Below are 20,269 nucleotides of genomic sequence, written 5' to 3'. Positions count from 1 at the left end.
GCAAAAGTCTTTAAAACATAAAAAATGGTCGGAAATTTCTTCCGACCATGACTGGCCATCTGGCAGCCTTCCTTTCATATTACTTTTTATCTAACAACGGAAGATATTTTCCGTATCCTTTTGTTTCCATTTCAGCTTTCGGAATAAATTTCAGTGAAGCACTGTTGATACAGTAACGAAGTCCTCCTTTATCCTGCGGTCCGTCTGTGAAAACGTGTCCCAAGTGGGCATCTCCCGTTTTACTTCTTACTTCTACTCTATCCATACCATGGGAACGATCCAGCTTTTCATCAATCAAACCTTTGGTAATCGGTTTTGAGAAACTTGGCCATCCGCATCCGGATTCAAATTTATCGGTAGAGACAAATAAAGGTTCTCCTGTGGTAATATCTACATAAATTCCTTCACGGGTTTCATTCCAGTATTCATTCTGGAAAGGTCTTTCTGTACCGTTTTCCTGGGTAACATTATATTGTTCCGCAGTTAATTTTTCTTTTAAAACTTTTTTATCCTGTTTTTGATAAGCCGGTTTTGGAAGCGGATTGGCTTTTTTCGCCATTTCAAAAAGTCCCGGTTCAATGTGACAGTAACCTCCTGGATTTTTATCCAGATAATCCTGATGATAATCTTCTGCTTTGTAGAAATTTTTTAATGGAATGGTTTCTACAAGTAATGGCTTGCTATAGTTTTTTGCCAGTTTCTGAACTTCATCTTTTACCACCGCTTCATCTGTTTTATTGGTGAAATAGATTCCGGTTCTGTATTGGCTTCCTCTGTCATTTCCCTGCTGATCCTTGCTTGTAGGATCGATGGTTTTAAAATAAAGATCAATCAACAGTTTCAGATCTACCTGTTCAGGATCATATTGTACTTTTACGGTTTCTGCGAAACCTGTTGTATGACTTACCACCTCTTCATAAGTAGGATTTTGGGTATTTCCGTTGGCATAGCCTACTTCTGTTCCTACCACTCCACGAATCTGTTGAAAAAAATGTTCTGTTCCCCAGAAACATCCACCTGCAAAATAAATCTCTCTAACGTTTTTGTTATCCATAATTTTCTCATTTTCTTTTTTTATTTCCACTACATCAGGCTTGTTTTTTTTGAAAAGCCCGGATCCCGCAGCAAAGACTGCTATACCCAGAATGATGCCGAGTACAATTAATATATTTTTCATTTTTACCTTTTTATTCATTACTTATTATTTTGAACGATCATGAATCCGAATCCTAAAAGCATAAGGTCTTTCAGAATAAAGAAATCCGTCACAGGCACTCCGTCTACTATTTTCCAGATTCCCGGTGTTGTAAATAAATAGCTTAATGTTACCAGAAAAGTTACGATCATTCCTATACCTGCATACTTTTTCAGTACTGCAAATTTCGCACTAAATATCAGGAGTAATGCAATGATAATTTCTATCGTTCCGATAAGATTTGACACTGCCTGGACGCTTATAATTTTATATACGAAAAAAGTTAAGAAATGGTTTTCCACCAAAGGTTTTATGGCTGCTGCTTCTGTGGGAGTAAATTTGAAGATACCAATCCACAGAAAAATAAGCGCTGCTCCGAATAGGGAAATGTAATACCCGGTTCGGGATAATAGATTTTTAGATTTTTGTGCTGTTCCGACCATGTTTTTAAGATTTTAAATGAATACTTTATTGTTTTCAAAAGTATAGTCGGAGCTATTTTACAATCCTGACAAAAATTTTCTTAGAAATTTAATTTATCGATCATTTTATTTTTAAAGTCCTGAATTTCAGATTCATTTATTTCCGTTTTTTGTTCAGAAAATTTCTTTTTAAACACTTTATCCAGAAGAGCCAGCTTTTCATTGTACATTCTGCACCATTTGCAGATCATAAGGTGCATGCTGAGCATCCTGTTTTCTCTGGAAGAAATAGATTGGGCATTCCTCTTTTCCATCAGTAAAGTGGCTTCACTGCAAGGTAAAAATAATTTATGTAGTATTCTTCTTATCATTTCACTTATGATTTTGAAAACCAGTTAAACTCCAGACATTCTCTCAACTGCATTCGGCTTCTTTGCAGAATCTTCCAAAGATTAGTCGTGGAAACATTCAATTCCTGACTTACTTCCGAAGCTTTTTTTTCTTCGATATAATACATTTTAAGCAGAATCTTCCATTTGGAGGGCAATTCTTCAATACATTCTTCCAATGTTTTATTAAAATCTGCACTGTCTAAAAGTTCATTTCCTTCGCCTGATACATTCCAGTCATTCAAAACATCATTATTTTTCCATGATCCTGTTTCATCAAAAAAATGATCCAGCCTGATATTGGGTTCGGATTTATATTTTTTCCGATAAAAATCTGCAACTTTCCTGTTCAGAATAGCCATCAGCCATGTAAGCGCCTGACTTTTTCCTTCAAAAGAATCATAGCCTGAATAGGCAGCCAGAAAAACTTCCTGAACTACATCCTGTGCATCTTCTTTATTGGAAAGTACATACAGTGCCCGCTTCAAAAGCGGCCCTGAATATTGTTCTATCCAGTCTTTCAGCTCTTCATCTTTTGTCATTGGAAGGATTTTTTGTCTTATTTCAGATCACAACGAAGGTAGTAAGTTAAACGGAAAATTGCAAAATTACATAGATTATTATTGATTACAATCATTACCAAACTGCTATTACAAACCTTATAGGTTTTGAAAACCTATAAGGTTTAACACACATCCATTAGCCAAAGTCGTTATCATTCAAAACATAGCATAAAATTATTACAAATCGCTTAAAAATCTTAAATTTGCATCTTATCAAAAATTTGATATTTAAAAAAGCAAAAGCAATACTATGACATCACAAGAAATACGTCAAAAATTTTTAGACTATTTTAAAAGTAAAGGGCACCTTATCGTTCCTTCAGCTCCTATTGTGCTGAAAGACGACCCTACCCTTATGTTTTCCAACTCCGGAATGACGCAGTTCAAGGATTTTTTCCTTGGCTACAAAACACCTACCGCCCCTAGAATTGCCGATACACAGAAGTGTCTTAGAGTTTCAGGGAAGCACAATGACCTGGATGATGTAGGTAGAGATACTTACCACCACACCATGTTTGAAATGTTAGGAAACTGGTCTTTCGGGGATTACTTCAAAAAAGAGGCTATTGCTTTTGCCTGGGAATTACTGACTGAAGTATACGGAATTCCAAAAGAAAATTTATACGTAACGATTTTTGAAGGGGATGCTTCTGAAAATCTGGACAGAGACCAGGATGCTTATGACTTCTGGAAATCTCACATCTCAGAAGACAGAATCATCAACGGAAATAAAAAAGATAACTTCTGGGAAATGGGTGAAAGCGGACCGTGCGGACCGTGTTCAGAAATCCATGTTGACTTAAGAACACCGGAAGAAAAAGCAAAAGTTTCAGGACTTGAATTAGTGAATAATGATCATCCACAGGTTGTAGAAGTATGGAATCTGGTTTTCATGGAATTCAACAGAAAGGCAGATAAATCTTTAGAGAAGCTTCCTGCTCAGCACGTAGATACGGGAATGGGCTTTGAACGTCTTTGTATGGCGCTTCAAGGAAAATCTTCCAACTATGATACGGATGTTTTCACTCCGCTTATTGCTAAAGTTGAGGAACTTTCAGGTAAAAAATACACCGGGATTTTAGAAGACGAGAAAGATATTGCGATCCGTGTTGTGGTAGACCACATCAGAGCCGTTTCTTTTGCTATTGCAGACGGGCAGTTACCTTCAAACAGTGGAGCTGGTTATGTAATCAGAAGAATCTTAAGAAGAGGAATTTCTTATTCTTACCGATTCCTGGATATGAAAGAGCCTTTCCTTTACAAATTGGTGGCTGTTCTTCAGGAGCAGATGGGAGCATTCTTTCCTGAGCTTGAAAAACAGGGAAAACTGGTTGCTGAAGTCATCAAAAGTGAAGAAGATTCATTCTTAAAAACCATTGAAAACGGTCTGATCAGAGTTGAAAAACTGATCCAGCAGACAATTGGCAATAACCAGAAAGTATTACCAAGCGAAGAAGTTTTTGAGTTGTATGATACGTACGGTTTCCCTGATGATTTAACAAGAATTATTGCTGAAGAAAAGGGATTAACGATTGATGAAGTGGGTTTCAAAGCTGAAATGGAGAAACAGAAGCTTCGTTCAAAAGCAGATTCTGCTCAGAAAGTATATGACTGGGTAACTCTTGAATCAAAACCTGAAACCTTTGTAGGATATGACCAGACTGAATCTGAAACCTATATTACAAGATACAGAAAGGTAGAAAACAAAGACGGAGAATTTTATCAGGTGGTATTAAGCAGTTCTCCTTTCTATCCTGAAGGAGGTGGACAGGTTGGAGACAAAGGTGTTCTTGAAAATGCTGTTGAAAGTTTTGAAGTGCTGGAAACTAAAAAAGAAAACGGATTAATTATTTCATTAATTAACGGTCTTCCGAAAGATGCTGGTGCTGTTTTCTATGCTAAAGTAAACGCTTCCGAAAGAAAAAATTCTCAGGCCAACCACTCTGTGACTCACCTTCTGCATGAAGCTTTAAGAGAGGTGTTAGGAACTCACGTAGAACAGAAAGGTTCTTATGTAGGGCCGGATTATCTTCGTTTCGATTTCTCTCATTTCAACAAAATGACTGAGGAAGAATTAGCATTAATTGAAGAAAAAGTAAATAAAAAGATCAAAGAAAGTATTGCTTTACAGGAATTCAGAAATATTCCGATTCAGGAAGCTCTGGAAAAAGGAGCAATGGCTTTATTTGGTGAAAAATATGGTGACAGTGTGAGAATGATCCAGTTTGGAAGTTCAAAAGAACTTTGCGGGGGAACTCACGTAAAAAACACCAGCGAAATTGGTCATTTCAAAATTACTTCTGAAGGTTCTGCTGCGGCAGGAATCAGAAGGATTGAGGCTATTTCAGGAGATAAATCTGAAGAATATTTCCACAATCTTGAAAAACAGATCATTGAACTTTCTCAATTATTAAAGTCTAAAGATGTGGTAAGATCTATTGAAAAACTGATCGAAGAAAATACCTCATTGAAGGCTGAAGTAGACGCTCTTAAAAAGGAAAAAGCAAAAGGAGAAATCGGAGAATGGAAGAATGCTTATGAGCAGAAAGGTAACAAGCAGCTTTTAGTAAAGAAAACTTCTCTGGATGCAGGTTCTGTAAAAGACATCGTATTCCAGCTGAAGAGAGAAATTCCGGCTTCAGTTACCATTATTCTTTCTGACGCAGACGGAAAACCAATGATTACTGTTGGTGTTTCTGATGATCTTGCTGCAGACTATCAGGCTGGAGCTATCGTAAAAGACCTTGCAAAAGAAATCCAAGGCGGCGGTGGCGGAAACCCAGGTTTTGCAACAGCTGGTGGTAAAAACCTTGAAGGTTTAGAAAATGCTTACCAAAAAGCTTTGAATATCTAAAATAGAAACATCTATTATAAATTTTAACTCCGGCTGTCTCAAAATTGAGACAGCCGGAGTTGTTTTACCCTATCTATACTATTATATTCTTAACGCAAAGTTTTTCGTATAGCACTTCGTATGGAAGAGAGCAAAGAAGAAAATCAATTTCATTGATTCTGACTAAGCGTGAGTAATAATTATACTTCCATCAGATAAAGCAAATTTCCCATAAACATCTGTGTCATCCGTGAAATCCGTGGGAGATTAAAATAATTTAGGAAAAGGTTACACAAGCCGGATATATGTTTTATTTAACGCGAAGGATCGCTAAGAAACATTATTTTATCTTAAATATTTTCGATCGCAAAGGCGTTACACTCAGCTATGAAATGATTGCATTTTTTGCTAAATGGAATGCCTTTGCGAACGAGAAAAGCAGGAAATAAAACTTTTGCGTACTCTGCACTATACCATACTATTCTTTATTACCAAGATTTCATCAAAGTCTTTTTTATTTATATCCGTTCTAATTATTGACCTTATCTTAACAAATGATCACTGAATCTTAAACTATTTGTTTTGTCTTCTTAAAACTCAGTTAACACCAGACCTTTAGTTTTGCCATAATCGAAATTCAAAAAATGTAATTATGAAAATTAATAAAACTATTGGAGCTCTTCTGCTTGCTTCCCTTATATTTCAAGGCTGCAACGATGACAACAACGGGAACTCCGATACTCCTGTCAATGACAAAATCAAACTTGAAAATTTTTCTAAAGAACCCGCTTTCGTTTATGGGATGCAAGGTTTTGAAAATTTAAATATTACCACCCTTATTTCCAGCTCAGATGTACTTCCAGGTTCTCCTGACTTTGTTTTCGGAGGACAGCCGGACGGAATGGGGCTTATGAAAGATCCTAATTCTGATGGTTATCTGATGATCACCAACCATGAGATCAAACAATCTGTATCAAGAGTATACCTCGACAAAACGTTTAAGCCTGTAAAAGGAGAATATATCTTAAACGGAACCGGAGGAATGACAAGATTGTGTTCCGCTACATTGGCAACACCTGAAATTCATGGTTTCAGTGCATTTCTTACTGCCGGAGAATCTGGTGAAGAAAGTATGGTTCACGCTTTAAATCCTTTAGCACCGACATCTCAGGCTACTGATAAAACAAGGGTAAAACCAGCTTTAGGAAAGGCTTCTATGGAAAATGCAGTTCCGCTTCCTAAAGATGTATCTAACGGAAAATCTTATATCATCATTGGTGAAGATCAGTCTTATTCTTCTTCTCATCAGTCTGCAGGACAATTGATCATGTATGTTGCCGATACGCAGGGAGATCTAGATAACGGTAAGTTGTATTCTTTAAAAAGAACCAACAGCAACTATACTGAAACGGATATGACGAAAGGAAGCAGCTATGATGTAGAATTCGTAGAAATTCCGAACGCTAAAAATCTTACAGGAGCTCAGATCAATCAGAAAAACATTGACAATAATGCGATCCGTTTTTCAAGAGTGGAAGATGTAGATTACAGAAAAGGAGCAGGAAAAGGTAGGGAAATCTACTTTACGGCTACCGGAGAATCTTCTGACGGTATCAATCCGAAAGCTGGATTAACAATGTGGGGAAGAGTTTACAAGCTTGTTCTTAACGCCAATAATATGCTGACAGGAAAATTGGAAGTGGTTGCAGAAGGTGATTCTAATCCTGGAAATAATCTGATCAATCCGGACAACCTGTGTGTGACTGAAAACTTCGTATACATCCAGGAAGACGGAGATTCCTATTACAAAAATGCAAAACATGATTCTTATATCTGGCAGCTGAATATTGCTACGAAACAATACAAACCGTGGCTGAATATGAGGCACAACAGAAATGATACGGCATGGCAGACGGCTTACAACCAATCCGGAGATCTGCAGAAGTTCGGCTCATGGGAATTTGGAGCAATGGTTGATATTTCAGACATCATCGGAATTCCGAATACTTTCTCTGTGAATATCCATTCTCACACATGGCAGCTGGATAAATTCAAAAATCCTGACGGTTCCGGAATCAACGCCAACAAAGAAGGTGGCCAGATTGTTATCATCAGAAACGTAGAAAAATAGTTTTAATTCCTTCATATCAAATTCAATTAAAGTATCAATAGAAAACCTCTGTTGATACTTTTTCATACTTATGAGTAAACTTTCAAAATATCCGATACTTCTTTTCTTATACTGTGCTGCCGCACTTTTTACGCTTTATTATTGCAAAAATGAAAAGCCGCAGCCCGTATATGAAGATCTTGGCTCTGTAAAAAACAGAATTGTCAAAGCCAATGCTGATTTTGAAAAACAAATCAACGAACTGAAAACCATGGTTTCTAAAAATTCTGATGAACAACTTCTTCAGGAAAAATTTCAGGACATCCGAAAAACTTACAAAAAAATGGAATGGGCTGTAGAATACTTCCTGCCTCACTCCGCAAGGTTTATCAACGGACCTGCTCTTCCAGAAATAGAAATGGATGAGCATACAAAAATAGAACCCGAAGGACTGCAGGTTTTGGAAGAAATGCTCTACCCTTACAATAAAGAAAATCAAGAGGAAGTGATCAGAATGCTCAATAAGCTGATCAATAAAAGCAACACTATAGAAACCAACTTTCAGGTCATTACCATCAGTAAAGATCAGGTTTTTGATGCATTGAGACAGGAAGCTTTCAGAATTTCCAGCTTAGGAATCTCAGGTTTTGACACTCCGGTTTCGGGAACATTTTTACAGGAAATGCCTTCTTCACTGGAAGGAATTAAAGAAACGTTAGAACAAATCTCCACTGACCGTTCAAAAGATAAAGCCTTAAAAAGTATAGTGGCAGAGATCAGTTCAACCATTAGCGTACTGAAGAAAAACTCAGACAAAAACACGTTTGATTACGTCAATTTCATTCCGGATCATCTGAACAGGATCACAGCTTTGATGTTGGATTTTAAAAATCAGGAGAACATTCCGGATGTTGAAGTAACCACTGCTTTAAATAAAAATGCAGCTACTTTTTTCACTAAAAATGCTTTTAATCCTAATGCCTTCACTCCCGGAAAAGAATATGCCTACACGGAAGAAAAGGCAACACTAGGGCATCAGCTTTTTAATGACAAAATATTATCCAACAGCAATAGCCGAAGCTGTGCAACATGTCATATTCCAGAAAAAGCGTTTACAGACGGGCTTGCCAAGGCAATGTCCCTTGAAAAATCTGAACTGGCGAGAAATACACCTTCGCTTAACTATGCAGGATATCAGCATGGCCAGTTTTGGGATATGAGAAAGGATGATCTGGAAGGACAAAGCTCAGATGTGATTTCCAATAAGGAAGAGATGCATGGTGACCTGAATGTGATCCTTGTCAAAATCAATCAGGATAAAAATTATCAGGCCGCATTCAAAAAAATCTATCACTCCCCAAAAGCCGAAGTATGGCAGCTCCAGAATGTGCTGGCGAGTTATATTCGTTCTCTGGCGAAATTCGATTCTGCTTTTGATGAATATATGAGAGGAAACAAATCTGCAATGACAGAAAATCAAAAACTTGGTTTCAATCTGTTTGTGGGAAAAGCTCAGTGTGCTATCTGTCATTTTCTTCCTTTATTCAACGGGACAGTTCCTCCGAACTTCAAGAAAACCGAGCAGGAAATTCTTGGTGTTGCTGTGAATGCAGAGAATACAATATTTGATACTGATCCGGGAAGAGGAAAATTCCACGAAACGGTTCCTTCATTACAGCATTCTTTCAAAACCCCCACTCTTAGAAACATTCAAAAGACAGCTCCTTATATGCACAACGGAGGCTATAAAACCCTGAAAGAAGTGATGATTTTCTATAACAAAGGCGGTGGAAAAGCTTTTGGATTTAAAGTAGAAAACCAGACACTTTCTGATACTCCACTCCAGCTTACTGATAAGGAAATTGACAATATTATTGAGTTTATGAAAGCTCTTGATGATCAATAAATACGATTCCGGAAAACAAAACAGCGAAAAACAATCAAAACTCCTGAAACTTAACGGCAAAGGAGTTTTTATATTTAAAAATTCCGTTAAGATACAGAAAGACTATCTGTCAATTTCTTCATGGGGCTTTGTTCTTGCAAAGTCCATGAAAACATTAGATTAAATCAATGTTATACTCTGTTAAAAACTTTTCTACAATAATAAATATCATTATTTTTGACGTAGTTTTTTTACATGAAAAGGGGTTTACTGTTATTATTTTTTATGATCTGCTTTTTGGGGTATTCACAAACAAAAATTAAGGTTGTGGATGACGCCAGTCAAAAACCTGTCTTTAAAGCAAAGGTATCCTGTAATAATTCCGTTATCGGATATACTAATGAACAAGGTATTCTGGAATTTAAAACAGGATGTAAAAACATTGATGTGGCTGCTGATTCTTACCAAAAAGAAACCATTACAGTAGAAAGCAGTATGGAAGTTTCCCTGCTAAAAAAAACAAACAAAACTACCGATATTGAAACCGTAGTTATTGAGGATAAAAGTGATCCCAGGGCTCTGGAAATCCTTAGAAAAGTTAATAAGCTCTTCAAAGAAAACTCACCGAAAAGCTTAGGGTCTTATTCTTACAAATCTTACGAGAAAATATCTCTGGATATTGATGAAGACAGTCTTTCTGAATTTAATCAGTATTTCAATGATCTCAATATTTTCAAGAAAAAAAGAGAAAAAGATTCCCTGAATAATAGTAACGCAAGAAAAATATTTTCAAAAAGCAAACTCTTCCTTTGGGAAAGGGCTCAGGAGTTTTTATATTCCAAAAAGTACGGGGAAAAGATCAATATTCTGGACAACAGAATCTCCGGCCTGAAGCAGCCTATTTACGAAATGATTGCGCTCCAGCAAAGTAACAGAGATGTTGTTCCGGAGCAGTTGAAGCCTGAAAACAGAGGTCTTTACCGGTTCTTTCTTTCAGATACCATTACCCTTGACGGCAGGAAAAACTTTGTGATCCGCTTCCGTGAGGTGAATTACAAAAAGCCGGACAGAAAACGAAAGTATAATGGTGCTATCTATGTAGATACTGAAACTTACGGAGTCAAAAAAATTGAAAATTTCAGTAAAAACAAAAACGAAGGAATTATTACCAGTACCTGGGTATTTTATAATAACAAATGGTTTCTTGCCCACGAAAAAGCGAAGCTTAAAATGGGTAAAATGGCTATGGATGACAAAGTGCATGCCGATGATAAGAAAGACAAAAAAAGCTTTGGCACTTACGCTTTTCTTACCTCAAAATATTTTGATTTTGAAGCTCCTATTGAAGAGAACCCAAAAGACTTCAAAGGCTATACTTTCTCTGTAAAGAATATCGACGGGCAATCTCTGGACCAGTATAGAACGGAACCTCTTACCGAGAGGGAACAAAATACCTATAAAACCATCGATAGTTTAGGAAAAAAGTATAAAATTGACACCAAAGCCCAGATTTTATCAGGATTACTGAACGGACAGATCAGAGTAGGTTCCGTAGATTTTGCTGTAGATGAAATTGTTAATTATAACTCCTATGAAGGTTTCAGATTAGGTTTAAAAGCCAAGCTGAATGAAAACTTCAACCCTTATTTTTCACCGGATTACTACTTTGCATATGGTGTAAAAGACAGAAAATGGAAGTATGGAATGGGGCTTGATATGAGAACCACACTGGAGAAAAACTCCTTTTTCAGATTTGAAGTCTATGATGATGTAACGGCCTCAGGAGAATTCAACAGAAAGCTGTGGAATTTCAAGATGAGGATGATGAATTTCGGAAATAACCTGAATAACGACAGATATTTTCACTTTAAAGGAATGTCATTATCTTATCTGAACGATGTCACCAACGGACTTACTGTTGCCCTTGCTGTAAGAAGAAATACGGAAGAGGCTGAATTCGACTACCAGTTCAGGGACAGAGGAACTTCATACAGAAATTTCAATACCCTTTTTACCTTAAAATATTCCCCGAATTCTACCAATATTATGACACCACAGGGAAAATCTCTGATTGATCAGAAATACCCTGAACTCTATTTTAATTATGAGCAGAGTTACAAAATACTGCAGGGAGATTTTAATTATTCCCGTTTTGATGCCTTGTTTGTTCATAATTTCAAAACACCGATCGGGACTACAGGTTTCAGATTATACGGAGGTCTTGTTCTGGGTGGAGCACCTATCTGGAAAAACTTTACGATGAACGGACTGGCTTCTCCGGGTAAAGATTTTAATTTCAACCTTACTTCTTACCTTGGGTTTGCAACACTGGAAGGTGGAAAATACTATAATGATAGATTCGTAGCCTATTACTTTACCCATAAACTTCCCTGGTATTTCAAGAGTTTCGGCCATAATGTTTCCAGCTTTGATTTTGTCTTAAGAGGAACTATCGGGGATATGAAACATCCTGAATACCATCAGTTTAAGTTCAGAAAACTGGATCATCTGTATCAGGAAGTAGGTTTGGAATGGAACAATTTCCTTTCCAGTTATTTTAATCTTGGTTTATTCTACAGAGTGGGTTATTATGCGACACCCCATTTCAGAGAAAATTTTGCCATCCAGTTTAAGCTGAAGTTTCTGGAGTTTTAACACCTCGGGAAATACAAAATCTTTATTTTTGAATCAGAATTCAGAAATATTCAACGATAATATATATAAAAAGAACATGCAGAAAATCGAAATCAAAGCAGAACAGTTTTTTGAATTATTAAAATTAAAAGACACTCCAATGTGGGAGATTTTCTCACAAATGATTGATGGAAATGAGAAGGAAATTATCTTTTTAGACCATGAAGACAAGATCCTGTTTAATTATATTTTACCTTCTACAAAGGAAAAACTGGAAGAAGACAGAAAAGAGTTTTCAAAACAGTTTTCAGATAAACTGGCCAACTTCAATTAAGAGCTACCATGAATAAAAATTATGTTTTTTCTCTGCTTGGACTCTTCATACTTGCCTTTGGAAATGCTCAGAATTATAAGAAGCCTTTGGTTTCTGCCATCAAAGAAGCAGATCTACGCACCGATATGTATCAGCTGGCTGCAGACCAGTTCTGGGGACGTGAAGCCGGAACCCTGAATGAATTGAAAGTGTCTATGTGGCTGGCCGACAAAGCCAAAGAAGCAGGAATGAAACCTGCCGGAGATAACGGAACTTTTTTCCAGTTCTTTGATATGTACAGACATCAGGTGATCCCGCAAAGTACCCTTAAAATTGGAGATAACAGTTTAAAATTATGGAAAGATTTTCTGGTGGCAGAACCTGTAAATGCTTCTTTAGACGCTGAAATTGTATATGCCGGAAACACAGAGCCTGAAGATCTTGCGAAATTGAATATCCAAGGTAAAATTCTTGCTATAAACGCTTCTGACAAAAATATCCCGAAAGATATGACCCTTTTTGTAAGAAGATATCCTGGATTTGTAAGAAATAAATATTATGACAAAGCTTTTCAATTGGGAGCTAAAGCCATTATTTTCATTACAGATGATATTTCTGAACAAAGCTGGGTGGAAGTATTGCCTCAAATGACAAGAGGAAGCTATGGCGTAGAAGGATTAAGAGAAAAAATCACCAATAATATTCCTGTTCTGTGGATCAAAAGAGAAAATGCCGGCTGGGTAAAAAACAATCCTAAAGCTTCTCTGAGTCTGATTACTGAAACTTACCAATATCCTTCAGTGAATATCATAGGAAAAATAGAAGGTACAGATCCTGTTCTTAAAAATGAATATGTTTTATTGAGCGGACACCAGGATCATGACGGGATAAGACATCCTGTAAAGAATGACACTATCTACAATGGTGCTGATGATAATGCGAGTACCTGTGTGGCAATGCTTGCAATGGCGAGGGCTTACAAAAAACAGCCGGGAAAAAGAAGTATTTTGTTTGTTTTCCATGGCGCTGAAGAAAGAGGATTGCTGGGTTCAAGATGGCATGCAGCCCACCCTGTTGTTCCTAAAGAGAACATTGTAGCCGTTCTGAATGGTGATATGATCGGGAGAAATGACAATAATGAAGCCGCTTTATTAGGAGGAAATTCTCCTCACAAAAACTCTGAAGAACTTGTAAAAATGGCTGAAGATGCCAATAATGAAAGTACAAAATTCAAATACCTGAAAGATTGGGATTCTCCAAGTCATGCTGAGTATTTCTATTTCAGAAGTGACCATCTTCCGTATGCTAAAATCGGGATTCCTGCGATATTTTTCACCAGTGTGCTGCATGATCAGTATCATACCCCACAGGACGAATCTGAAAATATCAATTACAAAAAGCTTTTCAAAATGACCGAATGGATGTACAGAACATCATGGAAAGTAGCTAATGAAACGGTACGTCCAAAAGTAATTTCGAATTTTTCACTTGAAAGATAAAAATAAAAGCTTCACAGATTGTGAAGCTTTTTTCATCATTGTGTTTTTAGAATCTGCGAAAAAAATATCTTTTACTATTCTTTTACTTTGAAGCAAAAGAACCCAACATTCAAGACTTGCAAACTTCCGCTAAAAATGAAATCTGTTCTCTAACACTCTAGTTTGTACGGAAACATTCTATATTGAGGATTATATATTAGCCCACATTCAAACAGTAGAGTTTTTTTAATGTTCACAGAATTCATTTTCTTAACGCTTCAGGTTGTTATGTCATTTTTTAATTTCATCAAAAAAATATTTTTCTTTTTTCATCTAAAGTCTTTTAAATAAGAAGGTTCATCAGCGAAGGATCATTGTTCAGATAGTTGACAAAGAAATCATATTGTTTCATCTTATCGATCAATGGAGTGAAATCTTTATTTTGCTTCAGAGCAATTCCTACAACTGCAATTCCCTTTTCTTTTGAATTTTTTTGGGTGTACTCAAAATAGGTAATATCATCATCAGGTCCCAGCACATCTATCACAAAGGTTTTCAATGCTCCGGGACGCTGTGGAAATCTGACGAGGAAATAATGCTTTAATCCTGCATAAAGCAATGCTTTTTCCTTGATCTCTTCCATACGGGTAATATCATTATTACTTCCGCTGATGATACACACTACGTTTTTACCTTTTATTTCTTCTCTATATTTTTCCAATACTGCTACTGAAAGTGCGCCCGCAGGTTCTACTACGATAGCATCTTTATTGTAGAGTGACAGTATGGTTTCACAGACAAGTCCTTCATCTACCGTAGCCATATCATACAGGATATTTTTACAGCATTCAAAAGTGAGATCTCCCACTTGTTGTACGGCGGCTCCATCTACAAAACGGCTTATCTTTTCAAGAAGAACAGGTTTTCCCTTTTCCAGGGCTTTTTTCATGCTTGCTGCTGCGGAGGGTTCTACTCCAATAATCTTTGTTTGTGGAGACAAATGCTGAAATACAGTACAAACTCCTGCTGCCAGTCCACCACCGCCTATTGGAACAAAAAGATAGTCGACAATACCTTCTGCCTGTTCCAGAATCTCCAATGCTGTTGTAGCTTGGCCTTCAATAATAGCCGGATCATCAAAAGGATGAATAAATGCGCTGTTATGATCTTTGCAAAACCTCATTGCAGCATCTTTTGCCGCATCAAAAGTATCTCCATAAAGTATAACATCTATGTATTCTCCTCCGAACATCTTTACCTGTTCAAGCTTTTGTCCGGGTGTTGGCAAAGGCATAAAAATGGTGCCTTTCACCTTCATTGTCTGACATGCAAATGCAACACCCTGCGCGTGATTTCCGGCACTGGCACAAACAACTCCATTTGAAAGTTCTTTTTCAGACATGGTTGCCATCTTATTATAGGCACCTCTTATTTTATAGGATCTTACCCTTTGAAGATCTTCTCTTTTAAAACGAATATTCGCATTGTAAATAGCTGACAGATTATTATTGACAGCCAAAGGTGTTTTTACCACTACATTTCTTAATCGTTCCTCCGCTTTATAGACATTCTCTAAAACGGAGGAACTTACTCCCTCTTTCATCATCTGTTTAGTAATTAATTGTTTTCAGGTCTCAGGCTTCGTACCGTCTTACCCGCTTTCCACATTTCGCTTTCTCTCAACTCAGTAAGTTCGGCTTCTAATTTTTCACGATAATCCGGTTTGCTGTTACTGTCAATAGAACGTTGTGCTTCGTTTCCTTTCGCAACATTGTCATACAGTTCTTCAAACAAAGGTGAAGTAGCATCTCTGAAACGCTTCCACCAGTCTAAAGCTCCTCTCTGAGCTGTTGTGCTGCAATTGGCATACATCCAGTCCATTCCGTTTTCTGCAACTAAAGGCATTAATGACTGAGTGAGCTCTTCTACGGTTTCGTTAAATGCTTCGGAAGGGCTGTGTCCGTTTTTTCTCAATACATCGTACTGGGCAGCAAATATTCCCTGTACAGCTCCCATCAGTGTTCCACGTTCTCCTGCAAGGTCACTGTATACTTCTTTTTTAAAGTCGGTTTCAAAAAGATACCCGCTTCCGATTGCGATCCCCAATGCTGTTACCCTTTCTCTGGCTTTTCCGGTAGCATCCTGATATACGGCAAAACTGCTGTTCAGACCTCTATTCTGCAAAAACATTCTTCTCAAGGATGTTCCTGAACCTTTTGGTGCTACCAGAAATACGTCTACATCAGCTGGAGGAACAATTCCCGTACGTTCGCTGAACGTTATTCCGAAGCCATGAGAAAAGTATAATGCTTTTCCTGGGGTAAGATGCTGTTTTACTTTTGGCCAGTATTCAATCTGTGCAGCATCACTTAAAAGATAACAGATAACAGTTCCTTTTTCCAATGCTTCTTCAATTTCAAATAAGGTTTCTCCCGGTACAAATCCGTCTGCTACCGCTTTATCCCATGATTTAGAATTCTTTCTCTGCCCTACAATGACATTAATTCCGTTATCTTTTTGATTCAAAGCCTGTCCTGGTCCCTGTACTCCATATCCGATTACTGCTACTACTTCATTTTTTAATACTTCCTGAGCTTTTTCCAATGGAAATTCTTCTCTTGTTACTACATTTTCCTCTACTCCTCCGAAATTTAATTTTGCCATTTTATTTATTTTATTGATTATTGATTATGATGTTTAGTTTTATGCTTAGCTTGCGTGTTCTACTGCTGTCAGATATGGAGTTCTGTGATAATGTACTTCAAGAACATCTACCTGTTTTTCCATTTGTCTGCTGATCTTCTGAACAGAGTCTTCTGTTTCTCTGATTACAATAACAAACTTTTTTACCTTTTCAATTTCCGAAGGGCCTACATTGAAGGTCACCATAGAAATTCTTCTTCTTGAAAAAATAGCATTGATGCGGCTGATCAACCCTAAATAGTCTTCTGTATACGCTGTAATGGTATATTCTTTATAATCTGTTTTCATCTTTTTATTTTTACATTTTATTATTTAATACAATCTCCGAAACACTTTTTCCCTGGGGAATCATCGGAAATACATTATGTTCTTTTCCTGTCATTACTTCAAGCAGAAAAGATCCTTTATGATCAAGCATTTCACGAAGTGCCCATTTTAGTTCTTTCCTCTCGGATACTTTCTTTCCAGATATATTGTACCCCTTTGCTACCTGAACAAAATCCGGACTCTGAATATCTACTGAGGAATATCTTTCTTCGTGAAACAATTCCTGCCACTGCCTTACCATTCCCAGATAGCAATTATTAAGAATTAAAATCTTTACTTCCGGTTGGTACTGCATTATAGTTCCCAGTTCCTGAATATTCATCTGAGCTCCCCCATCACCCATTACTGCAATCACAGGGCGATTGGTCTCTGCATAGGAAGCTCCTATCGCAGCGGGAAGACAGAATCCCATTGTTCCCAGCCCTCCACTTGTTACATTGGTTCGGGAATGTTTGAAATGAGAGTAACGGCAAGTCGTCATCTGGTGCTGTCCTACATCTGTTACAATAATTGCTTCACCTTCTGTCATCTCATTCAGATGACGGATAACTTCCCCCATTGTAATCTCACCTTCTTCAGGGTACAGCTCTATATTAATCAGATTGATAGTTTCAATTTCATTACATTTTTTAAATCTTTTATGCCAGTGATGATGTTCTCTTTTTATAATCCTTTCCGTAAGAAGAGGAAGAGTATGTTTGCAGTTCCCAAGAACCGGAACATCCACTTTTACATTTTTATTAATCTCAGCATGATCAATATCAAAGTGAATAATCTTTGCCTGTTTTGCATACTGATCCAGTCTTCCGGTAACACGGTCATCGAACCTCATCCCGACAGCAATAAGAACATCACATTCGTTGGTTAATATATTCGGTCCATAGTTTCCATGCATGCCTACCATTCCTACAGCTTGCGGATGATTGGTTGGGATAGCGCTCATTCCTAAAACAGTCCATGCTACCGGAATTCCCGATTTTTCAGCAAACTGTAAAAACTCTTTTTCTGCTTTCCCCAGCATAATCCCCTGTCCTGCAATGATGAATGGTTTTTCTCCATTATTGATAAGCTCTGCAGCTTTTTCGATACTATTAAAACATGGATCAGGATCCGGTTTATAACTCCTCAATGAATAACATGGAGAATATCCTTTATAAGCAACAGACTGCAGCTGGGCATTTTTAGTCACATCAATCAATACAGGACCGGGACGACCCGATTTTGCAATGTAAAATGCTTTTGCCAATACTTCGGAAAGCTCATTGGCATCAGTAACCTGATAATTCCATTTGGTAACCGGACTTGTAACGTTGATTACATCTATTTCCTGAAAGGCATCGGTTCCGAGAAGGTGTTCAAAAACCTGTCCTGTGATACAGACCAAAGGAGTATTATCCAGTAGAGCATCTGCCAAACCTGTTACAAGATTAGTTGCTCCGGGTCCACTGGTTGCCAATACAACACCAACTTCTCCTGAGACTCTGGCTAAACCCTGCGCCGCATGTACAGCCGCCTGCTCATGGCGTACAAGTATATGTTTCAGATTTTCCTGATAGTCGTAAAGGGCATCATAAATAGGGATAATAGCACCTCCCGGATATCCGAAAATGGTTTTCACCCCTTCCTGCAGAAATGTTTCAAGAATGATACGGCTTCCGCTAAGTTGTATTTCTGTTGATGTATTAAGGTTTTCCATATTTTTTATTGAGTGATTTCGTCTGTTACACAGCCTTCTGCCGCTGATGATACTGTTAATGCATATTTATAAAGCAATCCTTTCTGTACTTTAAGGGGTGGCTTTTGCCATCCTTTCTTTCTTCTTTCTATTTCTTCTTCCGAAACTTTGAGCTGTATGGTATTGTTTACGGCATCAATTTCAATCAGGTCGTCATTATTTACAAAGGCGATCAGACCTCCTTCATGAGCTTCCGGAGTAATATGTCCTACTACAAAACCATGAGTTCCTCCGCTAAATCTTCCGTCTGTAATCAAGGCAACACTGCTTCCCAGTCCTGCTCCTATCAGCGCGCTGGTAGGTTTCAGCATTTCCGGCATTCCGGGAGCTCCTTTCGGACCTTCATGACGGATGACGATGACATCACCATGCTGTACAGTTCCATCCTGAATTCCTCTGATCAGATTTTTTTCACCATCAAATACACGGGCTTTGCCTACGAAGCGTTCGCCCTCTTTCCCTGTAATCTTTGCAACACTTCCCTTTTCAGCAAGATTTCCATATAATATTCTCAGGTGTCCTGTCTCTTTTACAGGTTCTGATAATGGTTTAATAATTTTTTGAGTATTAAAATCAAGATCAGGAACATTTTCTAAATTTTCGGCTACTGTTTTCCCGGTTACTGTTAAGCAATCACCGTGTAATAATCCCTGATTTAAAAGGTATTTCATTACTGATGGTATTCCTCCGTGTTCATACAGATCCTGCATCAGATATTTTCCGCTTGGCTTCAGGTCCGCCAGTACCGGAGTTTTATCACTCATCTTCTGGAAATCATCCTGAGTAAGTGGTACTCCAACACTTTTTGCCATGGCTATAAAATGTAAAACCGCATTGGTACTTCCTCCAAGAATAACAATCATACGAAGAGCGTTCTCAAAAGCTTTGCGGGTCATGATATCCGAAGGTTTAATGTCTTTTTCCAATAATACTTTCAGATATTTTCCTGCTTCAAGACATTCTTCCTGTTTTTCTTTACTTAAAGCCGGGTTGGAAGAAGAATACGGAAGACTCATTCCTAAAGCCTCAATAGCGGAAGCCATTGTATTGGCTGTATACATTCCGCCACATGCACCTGCCCCCGGACATGAATTCTTTACAACTCCATCAAAATCTTCTTCAGTAATTTCTCCTGCAATCTTTTTCCCCAACGCTTCAAAAGCAGAAACAATATTAAGCTGTTCTCCTTTATAGCATCCCGGAGCTATAGTTCCTCCGTACACCATGATTGAGGGTCTGTTCAGCCTTCCCATCGCAATGATGGTTCCCGGCATATTTTTGTCGCAGCCTGGCAATGCGATCAATCCGTCGTAGTATTGTGCTCCACAGATGGCTTCGATACTGTCTGCAATTACATCACGGCTTACAAGAGAATAGCGCATTCCATCTGTTCCGTTGCTCATTCCGTCACTTACTCCGATGGTGTTAAAAATCAATCCGGCTAATCCATGATTCCATGTTCCCTTTTTTACAACCTGAGCAAGATCATTCAAATGCATATTGCAGGTGTTTCCATCATAGCCCATACTGGCGATTCCGACCTGAGCCTTGTGCATATCTTCTTCTGTAAATCCTATCCCGTACAACATAGCTTTGGCTGCGGGCTGTTCACTGTTCTGCGTGAATGTTTTTGAATATTTATTTAACATATTTATTATGCATTTCCTGTTATTTTCTTCTCC

Annotated in this window: 15 protein-coding genes; 6 read left to right on the top strand and 9 right to left on the bottom strand. The window is 37.8% G+C overall.

Annotated elements, in window-relative coordinates:
* Window positions 1–79: 79 nt before the first annotated feature.
* The 4 genes from msrB to ACODR7_RS17090 all read right to left on the bottom strand — a co-directional run bounded on the left by msrB (window position 80) and on the right by ACODR7_RS17090 (window position 2,548).
* Complete coding sequence (gene msrB, locus ACODR7_RS17105) at window positions 80–1,177, bottom strand: peptide-methionine (R)-S-oxide reductase MsrB (RefSeq protein ID WP_488840882.1); 1,098 nt, start codon at window positions 1,175–1,177, stop codon at window positions 80–82.
* A 17-nt stretch (window positions 1,178–1,194) separates the two neighbouring features.
* Complete coding sequence (locus ACODR7_RS17100) at window positions 1,195–1,638, bottom strand: DUF417 family protein (RefSeq protein WP_076595716.1); 444 nt, start codon at window positions 1,636–1,638, stop codon at window positions 1,195–1,197.
* Between the two features lie 80 nt (window positions 1,639–1,718).
* A complete protein-coding gene (locus ACODR7_RS17095; RefSeq protein WP_488840880.1) occupies window positions 1,719–1,988 on the bottom strand; it encodes a hypothetical protein in 270 nt (89 codons plus the stop codon).
* A gap of 5 nt (window positions 1,989–1,993) precedes the next feature.
* The gene (locus tag ACODR7_RS17090) at window positions 1,994–2,548 is read right to left on the bottom strand and encodes a sigma-70 family RNA polymerase sigma factor (RefSeq protein ID WP_488840878.1); all 555 of its coding nucleotides are present in this window, start codon (window positions 2,546–2,548) and stop codon (window positions 1,994–1,996) included.
* A gap of 271 nt (window positions 2,549–2,819) precedes the next feature.
* Here ACODR7_RS17090 and alaS point away from each other — a divergent pair, with 271 nt between their 5' ends.
* From alaS to ACODR7_RS17060, 6 genes are all read left to right on the top strand, one after another.
* Window positions 2,820–5,423 (top strand): alanine--tRNA ligase, encoded by a 2,604-nt coding sequence (gene alaS / locus ACODR7_RS17085; protein ID WP_488840876.1) that lies wholly within the window; start codon window positions 2,820–2,822, stop codon window positions 5,421–5,423.
* Between the two features lie 631 nt (window positions 5,424–6,054).
* Entirely contained in the window at window positions 6,055–7,533 is a 1,479-nt protein-coding gene (locus ACODR7_RS17080; RefSeq protein WP_488840875.1) for a PhoX family protein, read from the top strand.
* A 70-nt stretch (window positions 7,534–7,603) separates the two neighbouring features.
* Window positions 7,604–9,418 (top strand): cytochrome-c peroxidase, encoded by a 1,815-nt coding sequence (locus ACODR7_RS17075; protein WP_488840873.1) that lies wholly within the window; start codon window positions 7,604–7,606, stop codon window positions 9,416–9,418.
* A 306-nt stretch (window positions 9,419–9,724) separates the two neighbouring features.
* On the top strand, window positions 9,725–12,052 hold the full coding sequence (locus ACODR7_RS17070) for a hypothetical protein (protein ID WP_488840871.1): 2,328 nt from the start codon (window positions 9,725–9,727) through the stop codon (window positions 12,050–12,052).
* Between the two features lie 76 nt (window positions 12,053–12,128).
* Window positions 12,129–12,365 carry a hypothetical protein gene (locus ACODR7_RS17065; RefSeq protein WP_076595780.1) on the top strand — a complete coding sequence of 79 codons (237 nt, stop codon included), beginning with the start codon at window positions 12,129–12,131 and terminating at the stop codon, window positions 12,363–12,365.
* 8 nt (window positions 12,366–12,373) lie between these two features.
* A complete protein-coding gene (locus ACODR7_RS17060) occupies window positions 12,374–13,843 on the top strand; it encodes a M20/M25/M40 family metallo-hydrolase (protein ID WP_488840869.1) in 1,470 nt (489 codons plus the stop codon).
* 322 nt (window positions 13,844–14,165) lie between these two features.
* Here ACODR7_RS17060 and ilvA read toward each other — a convergent pair whose 3' ends face one another.
* From ilvA to ilvD, 5 genes are read right to left on the bottom strand one after another with little or no spacing between them, the layout of a single operon-like run.
* Entirely contained in the window at window positions 14,166–15,428 is a 1,263-nt protein-coding gene (gene ilvA, locus ACODR7_RS17055) for a threonine ammonia-lyase (RefSeq protein WP_488840867.1), read from the bottom strand.
* 11 nt (window positions 15,429–15,439) lie between these two features.
* The gene (gene ilvC / locus ACODR7_RS17050; protein WP_488840866.1) at window positions 15,440–16,486 is read right to left on the bottom strand and encodes a ketol-acid reductoisomerase; all 1,047 of its coding nucleotides are present in this window, start codon (window positions 16,484–16,486) and stop codon (window positions 15,440–15,442) included.
* Window positions 16,487–16,531: 45 nt separating this feature from the next.
* Window positions 16,532–16,813: an ACT domain-containing protein gene (locus ACODR7_RS17045; protein ID WP_076595724.1), complete on the bottom strand. Its 282-nt coding sequence runs from the start codon at window positions 16,811–16,813 to the stop codon at window positions 16,532–16,534.
* 10 nt (window positions 16,814–16,823) lie between these two features.
* The gene (ilvB, locus tag ACODR7_RS17040) at window positions 16,824–18,548 is read right to left on the bottom strand and encodes a biosynthetic-type acetolactate synthase large subunit (RefSeq protein WP_488840864.1); all 1,725 of its coding nucleotides are present in this window, start codon (window positions 18,546–18,548) and stop codon (window positions 16,824–16,826) included.
* Between the two features lie 5 nt (window positions 18,549–18,553).
* Window positions 18,554–20,236 (bottom strand): dihydroxy-acid dehydratase, encoded by a 1,683-nt coding sequence (gene ilvD, locus ACODR7_RS17035; RefSeq protein ID WP_488840862.1) that lies wholly within the window; start codon window positions 20,234–20,236, stop codon window positions 18,554–18,556.
* Window positions 20,237–20,269 lie beyond the last annotated feature (33 nt).

It is taken from the genome of Chryseobacterium sp. FG46, assembly GCF_057809135.1.
The sequence above is the reverse complement of the archived record's forward strand: the minus strand, read 5'-3'. Positions and strand labels throughout refer to the sequence as shown.

Coding starts and splice junctions, on each gene's coding strand:
- msrB (WP_488840882.1), bottom strand. CDS start 1,177: ATGAAAAATATATTAATTGTACTCGGCATCATTCTGGGTATAGCAGTC.
- ACODR7_RS17100 (WP_076595716.1), bottom strand. CDS start 1,638: ATGGTCGGAACAGCACAAAAATCTAAAAATCTATTATCCCGAACCGGG.
- ACODR7_RS17095 (WP_488840880.1), bottom strand. CDS start 1,988: ATGATAAGAAGAATACTACATAAATTATTTTTACCTTGCAGTGAAGCC.
- ACODR7_RS17090 (WP_488840878.1), bottom strand. CDS start 2,548: ATGACAAAAGATGAAGAGCTGAAAGACTGGATAGAACAATATTCAGGG.
- alaS (WP_488840876.1), top strand. CDS start 2,820: ATGACATCACAAGAAATACGTCAAAAATTTTTAGACTATTTTAAAAGT.
- ACODR7_RS17080 (WP_488840875.1), top strand. CDS start 6,055: ATGAAAATTAATAAAACTATTGGAGCTCTTCTGCTTGCTTCCCTTATA.
- ACODR7_RS17075 (WP_488840873.1), top strand. CDS start 7,604: ATGAGTAAACTTTCAAAATATCCGATACTTCTTTTCTTATACTGTGCT.
- ACODR7_RS17065 (WP_076595780.1), top strand. CDS start 12,129: ATGCAGAAAATCGAAATCAAAGCAGAACAGTTTTTTGAATTATTAAAA.
- ACODR7_RS17060 (WP_488840869.1), top strand. CDS start 12,374: ATGAATAAAAATTATGTTTTTTCTCTGCTTGGACTCTTCATACTTGCC.
- ilvA (WP_488840867.1), bottom strand. CDS start 15,428: ATGATGAAAGAGGGAGTAAGTTCCTCCGTTTTAGAGAATGTCTATAAA.
- ilvC (WP_488840866.1), bottom strand. CDS start 16,486: ATGGCAAAATTAAATTTCGGAGGAGTAGAGGAAAATGTAGTAACAAGA.
- ACODR7_RS17045 (WP_076595724.1), bottom strand. CDS start 16,813: ATGAAAACAGATTATAAAGAATATACCATTACAGCGTATACAGAAGAC.
- ilvB (WP_488840864.1), bottom strand. CDS start 18,548: ATGGAAAACCTTAATACATCAACAGAAATACAACTTAGCGGAAGCCGT.
- ilvD (WP_488840862.1), bottom strand. CDS start 20,236: ATGTTAAATAAATATTCAAAAACATTCACGCAGAACAGTGAACAGCCC.